This window comes from Catenulispora sp. EB89 (genome assembly GCF_041261445.1).
Lineage (GTDB): Bacteria > Actinomycetota > Actinomycetes > Streptomycetales > Catenulisporaceae > Catenulispora.
Window position 1 is genome coordinate 167,831 of the sequence record NZ_JBGCCU010000003.1, and the last position, 16,683, is coordinate 184,513.

Annotated in this window: 9 protein-coding genes and 1 pseudogene; 2 read left to right on the forward strand and 8 right to left on the reverse strand. The window is 71.2% G+C overall.

Annotated elements, in window-relative coordinates:
• Nucleotides 1-2: 2 nt before the first annotated feature.
• The 8 genes and pseudogenes from ABH920_RS07660 to ABH920_RS07695 form a co-directional block, all read right to left on the reverse strand.
• Nucleotides 3-1,445, reverse strand: coding sequence for a helix-hairpin-helix domain-containing protein (locus ABH920_RS07660; protein ID WP_370348154.1), 1,443 nt, complete (start codon nucleotides 1,443-1,445; stop codon nucleotides 3-5).
• A 514-nt stretch (nucleotides 1,446-1,959) separates the two neighbouring features.
• Nucleotides 1,960-3,468: a GTPase HflX gene (hflX, locus tag ABH920_RS07665; protein WP_370348155.1), complete on the reverse strand. Its 1,509-nt coding sequence runs from the start codon at nucleotides 3,466-3,468 to the stop codon at nucleotides 1,960-1,962.
• 597 nt (nucleotides 3,469-4,065) lie between these two features.
• Nucleotides 4,066-4,326, reverse strand: a pseudogene (locus ABH920_RS07670) (helix-turn-helix domain-containing protein); the annotation flags it as partial.
• Nucleotides 4,327-5,022: 696 nt separating this feature from the next.
• Complete coding sequence (locus tag ABH920_RS07675; protein ID WP_370348156.1) at nucleotides 5,023-5,208, reverse strand: hypothetical protein; 186 nt, start codon at nucleotides 5,206-5,208, stop codon at nucleotides 5,023-5,025.
• Nucleotides 5,209-5,244: 36 nt separating this feature from the next.
• Nucleotides 5,245-8,235 carry a BTAD domain-containing putative transcriptional regulator gene (locus ABH920_RS07680; protein ID WP_370348157.1) on the reverse strand — a complete coding sequence of 997 codons (2,991 nt, stop codon included), beginning with the start codon at nucleotides 8,233-8,235 and terminating at the stop codon, nucleotides 5,245-5,247.
• Between the two features lie 194 nt (nucleotides 8,236-8,429).
• Nucleotides 8,430-11,792: a PDZ domain-containing protein gene (locus tag ABH920_RS07685; protein ID WP_370348158.1), complete on the reverse strand. Its 3,363-nt coding sequence runs from the start codon at nucleotides 11,790-11,792 to the stop codon at nucleotides 8,430-8,432.
• Nucleotides 11,792-15,055 (reverse strand): PDZ domain-containing protein, encoded by a 3,264-nt coding sequence (locus tag ABH920_RS07690; RefSeq protein ID WP_370348159.1) that lies wholly within the window; start codon nucleotides 15,053-15,055, stop codon nucleotides 11,792-11,794. Before ABH920_RS07690 ends, ABH920_RS07685 begins: the two co-directional genes overlap by 1 nt.
• Before the next feature lie 233 nt (nucleotides 15,056-15,288).
• Nucleotides 15,289-15,633 carry a hypothetical protein gene (locus tag ABH920_RS07695; RefSeq protein ID WP_370348160.1) on the reverse strand — a complete coding sequence of 115 codons (345 nt, stop codon included), beginning with the start codon at nucleotides 15,631-15,633 and terminating at the stop codon, nucleotides 15,289-15,291.
• Nucleotides 15,634-15,883: 250 nt separating this feature from the next.
• Here ABH920_RS07695 and ABH920_RS07700 point away from each other — a divergent pair, with 250 nt between their 5' ends.
• Nucleotides 15,884-16,315 carry a type II toxin-antitoxin system RelE/ParE family toxin gene (locus ABH920_RS07700; protein WP_370348161.1) on the forward strand — a complete coding sequence of 144 codons (432 nt, stop codon included), beginning with the start codon at nucleotides 15,884-15,886 and terminating at the stop codon, nucleotides 16,313-16,315.
• A complete protein-coding gene (locus tag ABH920_RS07705) occupies nucleotides 16,312-16,674 on the forward strand; it encodes a helix-turn-helix domain-containing protein (protein WP_370348162.1) in 363 nt (120 codons plus the stop codon). Before ABH920_RS07700 ends, ABH920_RS07705 begins: the two co-directional genes overlap by 4 nt.
• Nucleotides 16,675-16,683 lie beyond the last annotated feature (9 nt).

Genomic DNA, 16,683 nt, shown 5'->3' on the forward strand with positions numbered 1-16,683 from the left:
CGTCACACCGTCACCGAATCGCGCATGTCCGCGAACTTCCGCTCACCGATCCCCCGCACCTGCCGCAACTGCGACACCGAAGCGAAGCGCCCATGCTCGGCCCGCCAGTCCAGAATCCGCTGGGCCAGCGCCGGCCCGACATCCGGCACCGCCTCCAGCTGCTCCAACGTCGCAGTATTGAGATTCACCGGCTCCGCAGGCTTACCCCGCTTCCCCCGCGAACCACCACCCACCGAAGCCTGCGGCAACCCCACCACCGGACCCGGCGCCCCCGCGATCCCCACCCGCAACTGCTCCCCATCAGCAACCGGCCGCGCCAAATCCAGGGCGGTGACATCCACCCCCGGCAACGCACCCCCAGCCGCAGCCAGCGCCTCATAGACCCGCGCCCCAACCGGCAACATCTGAACGCCGGGATGCGCAACCTTGCCCTCGACATCCACAACCACCGCACTGGCCGACGCGGCCCCAGCCAACGCAGGGCTGGTAGCCATAGCCGCATGCGGCGAGCAGGCCTTCGCAGCACGGACAGCCATCGCCACGACATAGCGACGCACGATCGGCGCCGGGTACCAGCGACCCATGGGAGTGACAGCGAGGATCCCCGCCCGCTCGACCTGGGGCCAGCCGGGCGCTCCGACCGGCCAAAGAACATTCGCCGGCCTGCTCAACGACACTTCAGCCAGCTCACTGGGTGGGACCAGGACACTGGCCTGCTTGGCAAAGGACCAGCCGGACAGCGAGCTGGCAAGCCCTGCAAACGGCGAATGTGCACCAGCTCGCGCCTGCTCGGACGGGTACCAGCCGGACATCATGCTCGCCGCCCGAACAGGCGCCAAGCCCGCACCCGCGTGCCCTGCGGACCGCCAGCCAGCCACCGCGCCAGCCGCCTCGGAAGATGGCGCATTCGCACCGTCGGCCGGATACCAGCCGGACAACGTACTCGCCGCCCGAACAGGCGCCATGTCCGCACCCGCCTGCCCTACGGACCACCAGCCAGCCGGCGCGCCGACCGCCTCGGAAGATGGCGTTTGCTCGGCCGGATACCAGCCAGCGAGCGCCATGCGCGCACCAGCGCGTGCGGCAGGTCCACTCCCCCGCTCGGCCGGCGGCCCGCTCTCCAGCGTGCTGCCGTCAAACTCAGCCGGCACGACCCTCAAAACACGCGCATTCCACCCCGTCGGCGCGTCCGGCACCGCACGTGGCGGCCCCGAGTTCCACGCATGCTCGCGGCATGCGCCGTCGTGCCCCGCCGCGGTGCCGCCTGGCTTGCCGCCGCGTGGGTCGCCCGGTGGTGCGGCGGTGTCGGCGGTCGGGGTGATGTGACTGTCGTCGGGTGGTTGGGAGGTCGATGCCGCTTCTCCCGCCACGTCGACGACCGTGCCCTGTGAGCGTGTCAGGTACCAGCCGCCGGCGGCTGCGCCGGCGACGGCTACCAGTGCCACCGCTGTGGCTGCTGGGAGGCTGAGGGCCCAGCGGCCTCGGAGGGTTGGCGGGACGCGGTGTTCGATGGACTGGGCCGCCCGGCGCCACCAGGGGCGGTTTGCGTGGTGCCGGGCGGCCAGCGCCTCGGAGAGAGGCATGGGGCCCTGTGCGGCAGGCGACCAGTGCCGCGGTGGGTCCCCTTGGAGCGACGCCAGTCGGTCGCGCGCCGATGGCTGCGGGCTGCGGGGTTGGGCGCTGCCGTTCGGTGCGGTTCCCGGTGTGGTTCGTTCCATGTCTGCGACGGTAGATCTTCGCAAAGTGCGCATACCAGTCGCGGGTTGGGGCCTGTGGATAACTCGCTGTGCGGGTGGGGGCTGGTCACTCTTTCGGGCTAGCGGTACGCGGGATCACAGCACAGATTCAGGGAGAGACAGGTTCGGGCGGAGACAGGGCGAAGGAGCGGGGCAAGCAAAAGGCGGCCGTCTCTCGTGGAGAGAGACGGCCGCCTGAGCAGGCCGAGACTACGGACGTGAGCTAAACCGCCCCCACCGTCCGGAAAGGCTCCAGCTGAGCCGCCAGATCCTGGTGGATCAGCGCCCGGACCAGCGTCCCGTGGTCCGTGTGCTCCTCCTTCAGCATCTCGCCCTCCGCGTGGATCCGGGCGACCAGGTCGCCCCGGTCATACGGCACCAGGGCCTCCAGCTCCACGCCGGGGCGCGGGAGGTCGCGCTCGATCGCGGTCAGCAGGTCGTCGATGCCTTCGCCGGTGCGGGCGGAGACGACGATGCTGTGCGGTTCGCGGCGCAGCAGGCGGGACAGGACCTCGGGGTCGGCGAGGTCGGCCTTGTTGAAGACCAGCAGTTCCTTGACGTCGCCGGCGCCCATGTCGGCGAAGACGGCGCGGACCGCGGAGATCTGGCCTTCGGGGTCCTCGTCGCTGGCGTCCACCACGTGCAGGACCAGGTCGCTTTCGCCGACCTCCTCCAGCGTCGAGCGGAAGGCCTCCACCAGCTGGTGCGGCAGGTGCCTGACGAAGCCGACCGTGTCCGACAGCGTGTAGGTGCGGCCGGTGGCGGTCTCCGTGCGGCGGACGGTCGGGTCCAGGGTGGCGAACAGGGCGTTCTCCACCAGGACGCCGGCTCCGGTGAGGCGGTTGAGGATGGAGGACTTGCCGGCGTTGGTGTAGCCGGCCAGGACCACCGAGGGGACGGAGCCTCGGCGCCTTTCGGCGCGCTTGGTCTGGCGTCCCTTGCTCATGTCGCCGATTTCGCGGCGGAGCTTGGCCATGCGCTCGCGGATGCGGCGGCGGTCGGTCTCGATCTTGGTCTCACCGGGTCCGCGGGTGGCCAGGCCGCCGCGGCCACCACCCATCTGGCGGGACAGGGACTGGCCCCAGCCTCGGAGCCTGGGGAGCATGTACTGCATCTGCGCCAGCGCGACCTGGGCCTTGCCCTCGCGGGACTTGGCGTGCTGGGCGAAGATGTCCAGGATCAGGGCCGTGCGGTCGATGACCTTGACCTTGACCACGTCTTCCAGGTGGATCAGCTGGCCGGGGCTCAGCTCGCCGTCGCAGATCACGGTGTCGGCGCCGGTGGCGACCACGATGTCGCGCAGTTCGGCCGCCTTGCCGCTGCCGATGTAGGTCGCCGGGTCCGGCTTGTCGCGGCGCTGGACGACGCCCTCGAGCACCTCCGAGCCGGCCGTCTCGGCCAGCGCGGCCAGTTCGCGCAGCGACATCTCGGCGTCCGCGGCGGTGCCGTCGGTCCACACGCCCACCAGCACCACGCGCTCCAGGCGCAGCTGCCGGTACTCGACTTCGGTGACGTCCTCGAGCTCGGTGGACAGTCCGGCCACGCGGCGCAGCGAAGCGCGCTCCTCGAGGTCGAACTGCTCGCCGTCGTGCCGGGATTCGGCCCACCGGTTGCGGTAGAGCGGGGCCGGCGCGTCGAAGGCGTCCTCGGTGTCCCACTCGGCTTCCGGCGTGTCGTGGTCGTTCAGTGCGTAGACCTCGTCGCGGGCAGCGTCCTTGTGGGATTCCGTCATGTGATTCCTCTTCATCTGTGGTTCATCAGTGCTGACAGTCGCGGCGCGAAGACGCCGCGAGGCGGGGAGATACGCTCTCCCCGCCTCGATGGTGACACGTGCTCGCCGATCACCGACACCAGATTTTCTTCCGGCACAGCATCACCGGCCGGTCGGTGAGGGCAGCCGAGGCGTGCCGAAGGTGTAGGGGTTCTCCGGGCCGGGCAACGGCGAGCCGGGGACGTAGGGCAGGGCACCCATCGGGGGCTGCGGTCCCAGGGCCGGGCCGAGGCCGGAGGCGGCCATGCCGGTGGTGGTCCCGAGCGCCGCCTGGGGTACCGCGCCGGACTTCGGCGCCACCCGGGGCGACCCGGAGGCCGGTCGGGTGTTGCCGGGCCGGTTGGCGGCGGTCCGGGAGTTGATCACCGCGGTCGGGATCTTGGCGGTCGGCAGCGTGCGGGCCCCGCGCGGGGCACCGGCGCCGACGCCGACCACGACGCCGGAGCGCTGGCCGTTGCCGGACGTGCTCTGACCGGCGGTGTCGGCCTGGCCGCTGCGGGCGGGCGGCATCGCGACCCGTTGCGGGGCGCGGCCGTCGGCCGGGACCAAGCGGCCCAGCTCCGCGGCCTCGATCTCGGCGGCCAGCTCGGCCGCGGCGAGTTCGGTGGACAGTTCGAGCAGCACGTCGGAGAGCTTGACCTCCAACGCGTCGCAGATGGCGGACAACAATTCGCTCGACGGCTCTTTCTGGCCCCGCTCCACCTCGGAGAGGTAGCCGGGGGACACCCGCGCCGTCGCGGCGAGCTGACGCAGCGTCCGTCCGCTGCGCTGCCGTCGGCCGCGCAGCACGTCGCCGAGTAGGCGGCGAACCAAGATCATCTCGGCTTCCCCTCCCTCATCGTTTCCGCTGGCCTGCTGGTTTATCTGTGAGAATCATGAGCCTGTGGAGCCACCGTACCCCGGCTGTTGCCGGATTACTCTCCTGCTTTGCTTGTTGTTATTCCCCGTTCAATGGTTCTCAACGGTTAGGACGGGGTTTCCATTCCAAGAAGTTGCAGTCCCGTTGTGAACCCGCCGTGAACCGGCCGCCACGAGGAGGGCAACCACCTGACTGCAACCGTATCCCGAGCCGCCGACAAGCGTCGGGTGATGGCCGCCCATCGGACAAAATAGAACACCCGTTCAGAGTACCGGGCGTGAGCGGCCGGGACGGATCGGTGATCAAGGTGCATCACCTGTCACAACAGCCTCATGGGCATCGCTGTTCCAGGTCGCCGGCACCGGAACACGCCGGAACCCACCGCAACGGCGCTTGAGCCTACGTGCCCCTAACGGCGGCACCGTGGCAACAGACCGCGCGCGACGAAGACGGCCCGGCGCGGCCGATCCAGCAGTCCCGGTCACACTCGACCGGGCAGTTGCACGCTGCGGAGCCCTTCGGGCAGCCCGCGCCTTGAGTCTCGCAGATCTCACAAGCCTCAGACGAAAGCCGGACGCCGCAGCGGTGGGGCACCTGCTCACTGCCGGATCAGCCGTGGATTACGCATTCCCGCGAAGATCCGAGAATTCCCGAACCTAGCGGGGCGCCGCCGCGAGCCACCCGCGCACCCGGTGCGCGGGCTGGACCGTCGCGCGGAACACGTCCGCGTCCCGGCCGTCCTCGTGCGGCGCGGCCACAGCGGAAGGTCCCGCGGGACCGCCGTGCGACCGATGCGAACCCGAAGCCGAAGCCTCCTGCGCACGCGACACCGTATCCCTCATCACCTTGTCATCCTCCCGTGCGCTCCAACCGTTTCCTTAGCGCGACGTTCGACCGGGTGCCGAGGTTGCCTCGGGGTCGGCGAGCATACCCCTGATACGGCCCGCCTCCGGGGCGCCGATGACGACGAACATGGCCAGCGCCTCCTCCCGGCAGCCCCGGGCCCGCTCCGGCTGGCCGGCGACGTCCAGCACGTCCGCCAGCACCGCCAGGGCGGTCGCGTGCTGCCAGGTGTCGGCCGTCCCGCGCAGCACGCTCACCGCGCGCTCCGCGTGCTCCAGCGCCCCGCTGGGCTCGCCGAGCCCCAACAGCGCCCGCGCGCTGGAGGCATGCGCGGCGCCCTCCATAGACGGATGGACGTCGGAGAAGTACTGCGCCGCCTCTGCGAAGTACGTCAGCGACTCCTTATAGGCCAGTGTCTGGAGGTAGATGGAGCCGGTCTGGAAGAGCGCGTACCCGGTCGACACGTCGTCCCCCAGAGCACGGCAGAGGGCAAGCCCCGCCATAGTGCTCTCCAGAGCCTTCTCTGTACGGCCCAGAACAAGCAGAGAGCGCGCCATGTTCTGCCGCGCGGCAGCCTCCGACGCCACATCCCCGAACTCCCGGCTGACGCTCACCGCGCGCTCGTACAACGCGATCGCCTCGCCATCCCGCCCCAGGTCCGCATAAGTCATGGCGAGCAGGTTCACCGCATCGGCCTGGGTCTCGTCGCCCCCCACAGCCTCGGCGGCGCGGTGCGACCGCTCTGCCTCCTCCGCAGCAGCCTCTATCTGATACGTCGCATAGAGAACCCGCGCCAGAGAGTGCCGCACACGCGCCTCACTCCGCACGTCCCCACTCTCCATCGCAGCCGCAGCCGCATTACGCGCCGCCGCAGAGAGCTCATCCGCATAGCGTTCGATGCCAGGCAGCGAAACAAGGTGGTCAAGCAGTTCCACCGCGAGCGTCAACGGAGCCACCCCGGCTTCGCACGCACCTCGGGTCAGGACCCGCCGATTGAACACCGCGTCCACGGAGCTGCCCTCGTCCGCGATCCAACGCACTCCGGCCTCTACAGAGTCGAACTCTCTACCGGAGGACCGCGTCGGGGAAAGGCCGAGTTCTTCCACCGGGATACGCCGCAGCCGCCGCATCGAGGCGAGGTAGAAGTCGAGCAGGCTCACGAAGCCGGCATCGGGCTCGCCGCCCTCGGCCTCGTACTGCTCGCGCGCATAGAGGCGCAACAGGTCGTGATACCGGTAGCGCCCCGGAGAAGAGGACTCCAGCATCGCGGCGTCCACCAGAGACTCCAGCACCTCCTCGGTGTCGGCCTCGTCCTGTCCGAGCAGCGCGGCGGCCGCGGCGGCCGAGACGTCGGCGCTGTCCAGCGACGACAGCCGCCGGAAGACGTCCGCCTGCGCTGGGGACAGCTGGTGATAGCCGAGCTCGAACGCCGCGCGTACCGCGAGATCGCCCACGGACAGCTCAGCGAGCCGGCGCCGCTCGTCGGACAGCCGGGCCGCCAGCGACCCGATACGCCACCGGGGACGCGACGCGAGCCGAGCCGCCGCTATCCGCACCGCCAGAGGCAGATACCCGCACAGCGACACCACGTCTATCGCCGCTTCGTGCTCCACGCCGAGCCGTTCCTCGCCGACGATCCGCGTGAACATGTTCATCGCCTCGCCGGGGTCCAGCACGTCGAGGTCCGCGAACGTGGCCCCGGCCAGCCCGGTGAGCTTCGGACGGCTCGTCACGACCACCGCGCACCCCGGAGCCCCGGGCAGCAGAGGACGCACCTGTGCGGCGTCCCGAGCGTTGTCCAGCACGATCAGGACCCGCCGCCCGGCCAGCGCCGAGCGATACGCCGCAGCGCGCTCCTCCAGCCCCTGAGCCGTCTCCCCCTCCGAGATCCCCAGACCGCGCAGGAACGCGGCGAGCACCGGCGCGGGGTCGGCAGGTACGGGATCGCCTCCGCGGAGATCCACATAGAGCTGTCCGTCGGGGAAGTCCTCCCGGACCAAGTGCGCCAGATGGATCGCAAGCGCCGTCTTGCCGACCCCGCCCAGCCCCGACAGCGCACAGACCGCGACCGACTGGCCGACCGTGCTGGCGATGCGCGCGGCGAGCACGCGGGTCAGGTTCTCGCGTCCGGTGAAGTCGGCCGTGTCGGCGGGAAGCTGTGCGGGGATCGTCGGCGGCTTCTCCAGAGCGGTTCCGGCGGGCACCTCTGTCGTTCTAGGCGCTATCTCGGCACTGTCCGCAGTATGGCGTGCCAGTGAGGGGTCAGCCCGCAGGATCCGCTGATGCAGCTCGCCGAGTTCGGCTCCCGGCTCGACTCCCAGTTCCTTGCGCAGAAGCCGTCGGGTGTCCGCGTAGACGCCCAGCGCCTCGGCCTGCCGTCCGGTCTGGTAGAGCGCCAGCATGAGCTGTCCACGCAGGCCCTCACGCAGAGGGTGCTCAGCGGTGAGAACCGTCAGTTCGGAGACGGCGTCCCCGACCCGGCCCAGAGCCAAGTCCAAGGCAATGCGACTCTCCTGAGCCGCCGTACGCCGCTCCAGAAGGGTCGCGCGCAGGGACTCTGCATGGGGCCCGGGTATCCCGGCCAACGGAGTACCGCGCCAGAGAGCCAACGCACTGGCGAGTTCTCCCCGCGCACCGGCCACATCGCCGGACATCCGGCGCTGCTCCGCGCTGGCGACGTGATCTTCGAACGTGAACAAGTCCACGTCCGAACGCTCTGCGCGCAACGCATAGCCGCCGGCTATAGACGCAATGGCCTCCGCACCGAAGACCTTACGGAGTCGGAACGCATAAGTGCGCACCGTCCCCAGGGCACCCTCCGGAGGCTCGTCACCCCACAGTCCCTCGATGAGTTCGTCGGCTGTCGCCACCCGACCGGCCCGTGACGCGAGCAGCGCAAGCACCGCCTGCTGCTGCGGGGACCCTACTTTGAGCTCTTCGGCTGGTTCTCCCGCGACGCCCACTCGCAGCGCGCGGACCGGTCCGAGCAGCCCGAACTGCACCACCACTGACCAATCCCACCTCATGAACGTGGCCCCCGTGGCCGTGTCTTGCCGAGTCCCGCGGCAGTGTCGTGCCGCAGGCGAAGTGAGGTCCTCCGGTGGACTAGACCGCTCGGAACCACCGGCCCACCATAGCGCGGGCATCCGACATACGGGACGGGATAGTCATGGTTGTCACGAACACAGTGGCGACCGACAGGCGGCCGCCACTGTGCCGATCACATCCAGGGGCGCTCCGGGGGCCGGGCCGCGGGATGCTCCGCGAGTTCACCCAACGCCAGGTCGACGGCCGCGTCGAGCTGCGGATCCCGGCCGGCGTTGGCGTCGGCCGGGGTGAATTCGACCTCGACAGTGGGGTAGCAGCCGTGGTTCTCCAGGCCGTACCCGACGGATTCGAACCAGTTCATGTACTTGGGCTGCGTCACCGCGGTGCCGTCCAGCAGCCGGAAGCGGGCGTCGATGCCGACCACGCCGCCCCACGTCCGCATCCCGACGATCGGGACACCCCGGTCCTTCAGGTACTGATTGATGATGTCTCCGTCGGAAGCGGAGTACTCGTCGCAGACCGACACCAGCGGCCCGCGCACCGCCGCCGGCGGATACGTGCGGGGCACCTTCCCGCGCACCAGCTTCCACCCGGCGACCCGCCGCAACAGCTGCTCGGCCACCAACGGCGAGGTGTTGCCGCCGCGGTTGTCGCGGGTGTCGACGATCAGGCCCTCGCACGCGGTCTGCGTGGCCAGGTCGCGGTGGAACTCCGCCCAACCGCGCGACCCCTGGTCGGGGAGGTGGACGTAGCCCAGGCGACCGCCGGAGCGCGCCCGCACATAAGCCCGCCGCTCGGCGACCCACGCCTGATAACGCAGAAGCCGTTCATCGTCGAGCGGCACGATGACGACGCGACGCCCGCGCGGAGCAGCGTCAGCGCCGTCCCCCTCGCCCCCCGCATCCCGCACCAACAGCACCTCGGTCGGCTTCCCGGCCTTCCCGGCCAGCAGCGGCCCCGGCCCGACGCCGGCATCCACCGGCCGGCCGTCGACCGCCGCCACCACGTCGCCGACCCGCGCCCCGACCCCCGGCGCCTCGAACGGCGACCGCGCCTGCGGCACCGAGGCGTCGCCGGGCAGGATCCGCGTGATCCGCCAGCGTCCTTCCGCGTCGCGCTCCAGATCCGCACCGAGCCGCCCCTGACGGCGCGCGGGATCGACGGCGTAGCCGGTCTCGCGCACATAGGCGTGGGACGTGCCGAGCTCCCCCTGGACCTCCCAGAGCAGGTCCACCAGGTCGTCGTGGGTGGCGAGCGCCTCGGCCAGCGGCTGGTACCGCTCCCACACCCCCGGCCAGTCCACGCCGCCGAGGTCGTCGCGCCAGAAGAAGTCGCGCTGCAGCAGCCACGCCTCCCGCAGGCTCTGCCGCCGCTCGGCCACCGGATCCACGGTCACCCGGATCCGTTCCAGATCCAGCGGCTCCCGGTCGCCGTTGTCCGGACGCGCGTCGGAGGGCTGCGACCGCAGCGCCCCGCCGTCGCGCACCAGCACCCGGCAGCCGTCGCCGCTGACCTCGAACGAGTGCGCCTCGTCGGTGAGCGTCAGCACGTCCCGCTTGCCGAAGTCGTAGCGCCGCAGCCGGGGCTTGTCCGCCTCGTTCGACGGGTCCGACATGCTGTCGCCGAGCGCGCCGTGCTTGAAGCTCTCCAGCCAGAGCACGCCGCCCTTGGCCGCGCGCAGCCGCGAGTAGTCCCCGGTCGGGACCGGGAAGGGCACGACCCGGCCCGCGATGCCCTCGACGTCGACCCGGCTGCGCGCGCGGTCGGAGCCGCTGGAGCTGCCGGACTTGCCGGAGCCGTCGGAGCCGTCGGAGCTGTCCGAGCCGTCCGAGCCGTCCGAAGCACCGGAACCGTCCGAGCTGCCGGAGCCGTCGTCTTCGTCGTCGTCATCAGCACCCGACTTCACGTCCTCCCCGATCGGCCGTCCCTGAAGCGAGGGCGCGAAGGGCGAGGGCTCGTCGGCGGCCAGCGGCACCAGGTACGGCCGGGCCCCGGGCACGAAGATGAGGTCGAACACCTCGTCCGCGTAGTAGGGGTCGTAGGTGCGGTTGGACAGGAAGGCCAGATGCTTGCCGTCCAGCGTGAACGCCGGACTCCAGTCGAGGAACCGGCCGTCGGTGACGTCGACCGGGGTCAGCGTGGCCACGTCCGCGAGCCGGATCTTGCGCGGGCCGTCGGCCTGCGTGCCCTCGGCCCAGGCCAGCCAGCGCGAGTCCGGGGAGAACACCGGGTCCTCGGCGAGGGTGCCCCAGGCGTGGTGCGGCCCGCTGGCCACGACCCGCGCCGTGCCGGCCCCGACGTCGACGACCAGCAGCCGGTTGTCCTCGGTCGAGACGGCGAGATGCGCGCCGTCCGGTGAGGCCGACAGCCCCGCGACCCGCGTGACCTCGCCGGTCAGGATCCTGCGGACCACGACCTCGCGGTCCGCGACCTCGGTGTCGGCGTCGACCGGCCCGATCTCGATCGACCACTCCCCGCCGGCGTCCGTCACCCACGCGGCGAACCCGGTCTCCCCGAGCACGACAGGCAGTCGCGCCCGAACCCCCGGCGTCACCGCGAGCGCCCGCGCCGGACCGTCCTTGGCCGCGAGCCAGTGGATGGTGCCGCGCACGGTGACCGCGACCGCGCGGCCGGTCCGGTCCGCCGCGAACCCGCCGAGGTTGTTCGACGCCGCGACCGGATACTCCGTACGGCCTATTCGGGTTCCGGCCAGCCGCACCTCCAGCGGCCGCGCCTCACCCTCCAAGTCCTCGAGCAGCCACAGCCGCCCGCCGCGCATGAACACCACGCGCACGCCGTCGGTTCCGGCGTGCCGCGCGAAGTACCCGGACGGCTCGTCGGTGTGCCGGCGGAGATCGGACCCGTCCGGCCGACACGAGTAGAGCTCTGAGACTCCCCCGGCGTCCGACAGGAACGCGGCCCGGTCCCCCACCCACATCGGCGCGTCGATGTTGCCCTCGTGCTCGCGCAGGATCCGGCGGAAGTCCCCGGAGCCGTCCGCGTCGACCCACAGCTTGCCCGCGCGGCCGCCCCGATAGCGCTTCCACCACGACGCGTCGTGCGCGATCCCGCGCCGCGTCATGACCGCGCCGCCGGGACCGTGCAGCGCGAGCCCCTGCAGCGTCCCGTAGGGCAGCGGCACCGGGACGCCGCCGCCGAAGGGGACGACGTGCGCCCGCACGTCCCCGCGCAGCGGCAGTCGGCCCCCGGCCACCACCACCTCCTCGGCCGACGCCCAGCCGAGCACGTCGGTCCGGTCGTCGGCCCAGTACGTCAGCCGCGTCGCCGTGCCGCCGTCGACCGAGGCCGCGTACGCCTCCGGCGCCCCGTCGCGCTGCCGCGTCCACGCCACCCGCGCGCCGTCCGGGGACAGCCGGGGGCCGCGCACCGGCTGCCAGTCCGACGTGAACCGCGCGGCCCGCACCGGGCCGCCCGCACCGGCGGGCAGCTCGGCGAGCCAGACGTCGTCCTCCGCGACGAACGTCAGCAGGTCCCCCGAAAGGTGCGGGAACCGCAGATACGAGGTCTGCGACATCAGTGCTCGTACACTCCCGGTACCGACGGCGGAGCCGCCGGCGGCTCCTTCGCCAGCGCGTCCAGGGCGATCTCGATCGCCTTGTCCAACTGCGGGTCGGCCCCGGCGACGAAGTCCTGCGGCCGGAAGGCGACCGGGACGGTCGGCTCGCAGCCGTGGTTCTCCAGGCCGTAGAGCCCGACCGAGTCGAAGGCCAGCGCGTAGCGCGGCTGCGTCACGAACGTGCCGTCAACCAGGTAGTAGCAGTCGTCCATACCGATGACGCCGCCCCAGGTGCGGGCCCCGACCACGGTCACGCCGTGGTCCTTGAACGCCTGGTTGATGATGTCGCCGTCGCTGCCGGCCTCCTCGTCGCAGACCGAGACCAGCGGCCCGACCGGCGAGTACGGCGGATAGGTGTCGGGCAGCTCGCCGCGGGCGAACTCCCAGCCGATCGGCTTGCGCAGCAGCCGCTCCACCACCAGCGAGGAGGTGATGCCGCCGCGGTTGCCGCGGGTGTCGACCACCACGCCGTCCTTGACGATCTGGGCCGGCAGGTCGCGGTGGAACTCGGCCCAGCCCGGCTCGGCCTGGTCGGGCAGGTGCACGTAGCCCAGCCGGCCCTCGGACTTGGCCAGCACGTACGCCCGCCGGTCGGCGACCCAGTCCCGGTAGCGCAGCGCCACCTCGTCGGCGGTCGGCACCACGACCACGGCGCGCGCGGCGCCGGCCGCGTTCCGCAGCGTCAGCTCGGTCGGCTGGCCGGCCTTGCCCGCCAGCAGCGCGGCCGGACCGGAGCGCTCGGGGACCGCGACGCCGTCCACGGCGGTGATCGCGTCGCCGACCCGGGCCGCCACCCCCGGCGCGGCCAGCGGCGAGCGGGCCGCGGGCACCGAGTTGTCGCCCGGCAGGATCCTGACGATCCGCCAGACACCGTCCTCGTCCGGGGCGAGGTCGGCGCCGAGCAGACCCTGCTGCCGGGCCGCGTCGCGGGACGTCTTCGGGGCGTCGACGTAGGCGTGCGAGGTGCGCAGCTCGCCCTGGAGCTCCCACAGCAGGTCGACGAAGTCGTCGTCCGTCGAGGTGGCCGGGACCAGCGGCAGGTAGCGGGTACGGGCCGCCTCCCAGTCGATGCCGTCCATGGCCGGCTTGATGTAGTTCTCGGCCTGCAGGCGCCAGGCCTCGGTGAAGGCCTGGACGCGCTCGGCCTCCGGGACGACCCGCAGCCGGATCCGAGACAGGTCCACGGCCTCCGGCTTCGCGTCGTCGGCCTCGTCGGCCGGACGCGCCGAGAGCGCGCCGTTGTCGGAGACGACCAGGCGCGCGCCGTCGCCGGAGACCGTGTAGCCGTCGAGCTCCTCGACCAGCGTCTGCTCCTCGCGCTTGCCGAAGTCGAAGCGCATCAGGGCCGGCCGGGACTCTTCCTTGCCGGAGCCGGCCAGCTGGGTGCCCAGAGCGCCGACGATCGGCTTGGCCAGCCAGGTGACGCCGCCCTTCACCGCCGCGAGGTCGGCGTAGGTCCCGGAGGCGACCGGGAACGGGACGGCGCGGGTGGTGATGCCGTAGGCGTCGATCGCCGTGGCCGGGATCTCAGAGACCTTGTTCTTGTCCGCGCTGTCGCCGTCGCCGCCACGGTCGCTGTCACCGTCGTCGCCCACCGGACGCCCGCCGAGCTCGGGGTCGAACGGCGAGGGCTCGGTCTCGGCCAGCGGCACCAGGTAGGGCCGGGTCGAGGGGAGGAACGAGTAGTCGAAGTACATGTCCTCCTCGTAGGAGTCGAACGTCCGCGACGACAGGAACGCCAGGTGCTTGCCGTCGGCGGTGAACACCGGGTTCCAGTCCCGGAACCGCGGCTCGGTGACGTCGACCGTCTCCAGGCTCGCGACGTCGGCGACCCGGATCTGCCAGGCGTCCGGCACGTCCGAGCGCTGGCTCCACGCGACCCACTTCGAGTCCGGCGAGAACGTCGGGTCGGAGGCGAAGTTCATGCCCCAGCGCGGCATCGCCCGGAATTTGCCCTCGCCGTCGACGACCACGCGCAGCGTGCCGGCCTCGACGTCGACGAGGAGCAGCTTGTTGTCGCGGGTCGTGGCGGCCAGGTGCTTGCCGTCCGGGGAGGCGGCGAGCTCGTTGACGTATCCGAACTCGCCGGTGAGGACGCGGCGGCGCTGCGAGCCGTCGGTGGCCGCGATCTCGATCGAGTACTCCCCCGCGGCGTCGATGACCCACGCGGCCTGCCCGGTCCGGCCGAGCACGACGGGCAGCCGGCTGCGCGTGCCCTCCTCGACGCTGAGGCCGCGCGCCGGGCCGTCCTTGTGGGTCAGCCAGTGCACCGTGCCGCGGACCTCGACGGCGCTGGCGCGGCCGGTGTGGTCCGGGCTGACGGCGCCGAGGTGCTTCGCGGCGTCGATCGGGCGCGGGGTGCCGGCGCGGCGCGCGCCGGGGAGGCGGATGTCCAGCGGGCGCGGGTCGTCTTCGAGGTCTTCCATCAGCCAGAGCCGGCCGGCGCGCTGGAAGACGATGCGGACGCCGTCGGTGGCGGCGTGGCGCAGGTAGTAGCCTCCCTCGCCGGTGGTGTGGCGGCGCAGGTCGGTGCCGTCCGGCAGGGCGGAGTAGAGCTCTGCGACGCCGTCCTCGTGGTCGGAGTGGAAGACCACGCGGCCGTCGAACCACATCGGGTCGCCGAGGTTGCCCTCGACCTCGGCCAGGAAGCGCTCGAACTCGCCGGTGCCCTCGCGGTCGATCCACAGCTGGCCGGTGGCGCCGCCGCGGTAGCCCTTCCACAGGTAGGAGTTGCCTGCGTAGAAGCGGCTCAGGACCGCAGGGCTGCCTTCCGCGCCGGGCTCGGCGAAGGCCAGGGCCTTCAGGTTGCCGAAGGGGAGCCGGGCCGGGTGGCCGCCTTCGAAGGGCACGGTGTGCGCGAAGTTGTAGAAGCGGTGGCCGTGGCCGCCCCAGCCGCGCACGATCACCTCGTCCTGCGACGCCCAGCCGATCGCCTCGGTGCGCGGATGGCCCCAGTACGTTAGCCGGTGGCCCGCCGGGCCCTCGACCGGCTGCGCGAACACCTCGACGACGCCCTCCCGCGAGGACGTCCACGCCAGGCGCGAACCGTCCGGCGACAGCAAGGGCCTTCTGACCGGGACGCGGTCGGAAGTGACCCGCGAGGCGCGGGCCGAAGCGGCGAAGCCTGGCAAGTCGGTGACCCACACGTCGTCATCGGCGACGAAGGTCAGAGTCGATCCGGACAGATGCGGGTAACGGAGGTACGTCGTCGTCTGCGTCACCTGTCGAACGTAGGGCAAAGGGTTCCGACTGTGCCACTGATAAGGGACGATGGACCGGCAGGGGGAGTTTTGAGTTCACGCACCTTGACGGCCGGGCACGCGGTGGTATCGGGGCCCGCCGCCAGTGCCGTTCACCCTTCGAACACGACAGCAGCGACCCCGGCGGGTCGCCGAAGCCGCTGCTGTCAGCAGAGTCCTCGCTCAGAATTCTTCAGGCGAGGCCGCCGCTGGTACTAGTCCAGGCCGTAGTGGCAGTTGTGGTGCCAGAAGCCGTGCCAGCCGTCGCTCCAGCCGCCGTCCCAGCCCCCCTGCCAGCCGACGACGCTGATCACCACGCCGTCGCCGTTCCCGACCACGTCGTGGTTGCCCACGACGTTGCCGGCGCCCTGCGTCACGTTGCCGCCGGTGCCCTGCACGACGTTCCCGGTCCCCACCCCGCTGTTGCCGGAGGTCGAGCCCGAGGTGGTGCCGATGTTGGTACCGCTGGAGTTGACGTCGGCGCTGGCGGCCGAGGCGCCGGCGAGAATGAGGGCGGCGACCGTCGCGGTCGTCGCCAGGGTCTTGGTCACAAAAGACATTCAGTCCTCCGTGTTGTTGTGAAGCCCCCCATCAGGGCCCGCACTGTGAGTCTCACACCGCAGAGGCTGCTATATGCGGATCATCACACTGAAACCACCGAAATCGGTCGCACTCCGACACGGAGGACGTGCGGGGGCTGGATTGTCCTGGGTTCCGGCACACGGATTGTTCGAGAGCTGATACTTTCCTGCGGGTTCAGGTGTGCGGCGGGAAGCCGGGGTCTCCGGCCCCGGCGCGGAGTGGCCGCAGATGACACTGTCGCTCATTCAGGCGAAATCGGGTTTGCCGCCGCTGCCGCCGATCACCTATGTCCATACCATCGCTGTTATGGCATGGGGTAGAGTGGAGCTGGAACCGGAGGTCGACGAGTGGTATCACAAGCTCGACCCGCAACGACGAGCGCAGGCGTTCTTCCACTTCGAGCTGCTCGAAGCGCGCGGGACGTCTCTGGGGATGCCGTACGCCCGTCCACTCGACGGGAAGCTCTGGGAGCTGCGCTTCCACTGTGGAAGTGTGCAGCAGCGGGTCGCTTATTGGATCGCCGCCGATCGACGCGTCATCTTGCTCACCGTGTTCCGTAAGACACGAAGCAACGAGGCTGCCGAAGTCCTCCGCGCCAAGCGGGCGATAATCCGGTGCCAGACCGAGAATCACACGGCCGACGAGGAGGAAGTCGCGTGACGAGTCGTAGAACGCTCTCCGATCTTCGCCAAGAGAACGCCGCGAACCCAGAGTTCCAAGCCGCCTACGCCGAGGCCCGGCTTCGCTTCGATCTCGGAGAAGCGGTCCGGACACGCCGCGAAGAACTCGGCTGGAGTCAGACGTACCTCGCCGAACGTACCGGCATGCGCCAGCCCGCGATCGCTCGGTTCGAAGCCGGCGGGACCACTCCCACGCTGCCCGTGCTGGAACGTATCGCGGCTGCGCTCGGCCTGCGTCTCTCGGTCGAGCTGAAGGCCGTCCCCGAGGCCGCGACCGTCAAGGTCCACCAACCGGCCCTGCCCGGGAACGGCACCTCGGACCAAGCGGCGACCGGCTGAGCGCACCCC

Excerpts from the sequence above, each read along its gene's own strand:
- hflX (WP_370348155.1), bottom strand. The coding sequence starts at position 3,468 with ATGACGGAATCCCACAAGGACGCTGCCCGCGACGAGGTCTACGCACTG.
- ABH920_RS07675 (WP_370348156.1), bottom strand. The coding sequence starts at position 5,208 with ATGAGGGATACGGTGTCGCGTGCGCAGGAGGCTTCGGCTTCGGGTTCG.
- ABH920_RS07680 (WP_370348157.1), bottom strand. The coding sequence starts at position 8,235 with ATGAGGTGGGATTGGTCAGTGGTGGTGCAGTTCGGGCTGCTCGGACCG.
- ABH920_RS07685 (WP_370348158.1), bottom strand. The coding sequence starts at position 11,792 with ATGTCGCAGACCTCGTATCTGCGGTTCCCGCACCTTTCGGGGGACCTG.
- ABH920_RS07695 (WP_370348160.1), bottom strand. The coding sequence starts at position 15,633 with ATGTCTTTTGTGACCAAGACCCTGGCGACGACCGCGACGGTCGCCGCC.
- ABH920_RS07700 (WP_370348161.1), top strand. The coding sequence starts at position 15,884 with ATGACACTGTCGCTCATTCAGGCGAAATCGGGTTTGCCGCCGCTGCCG.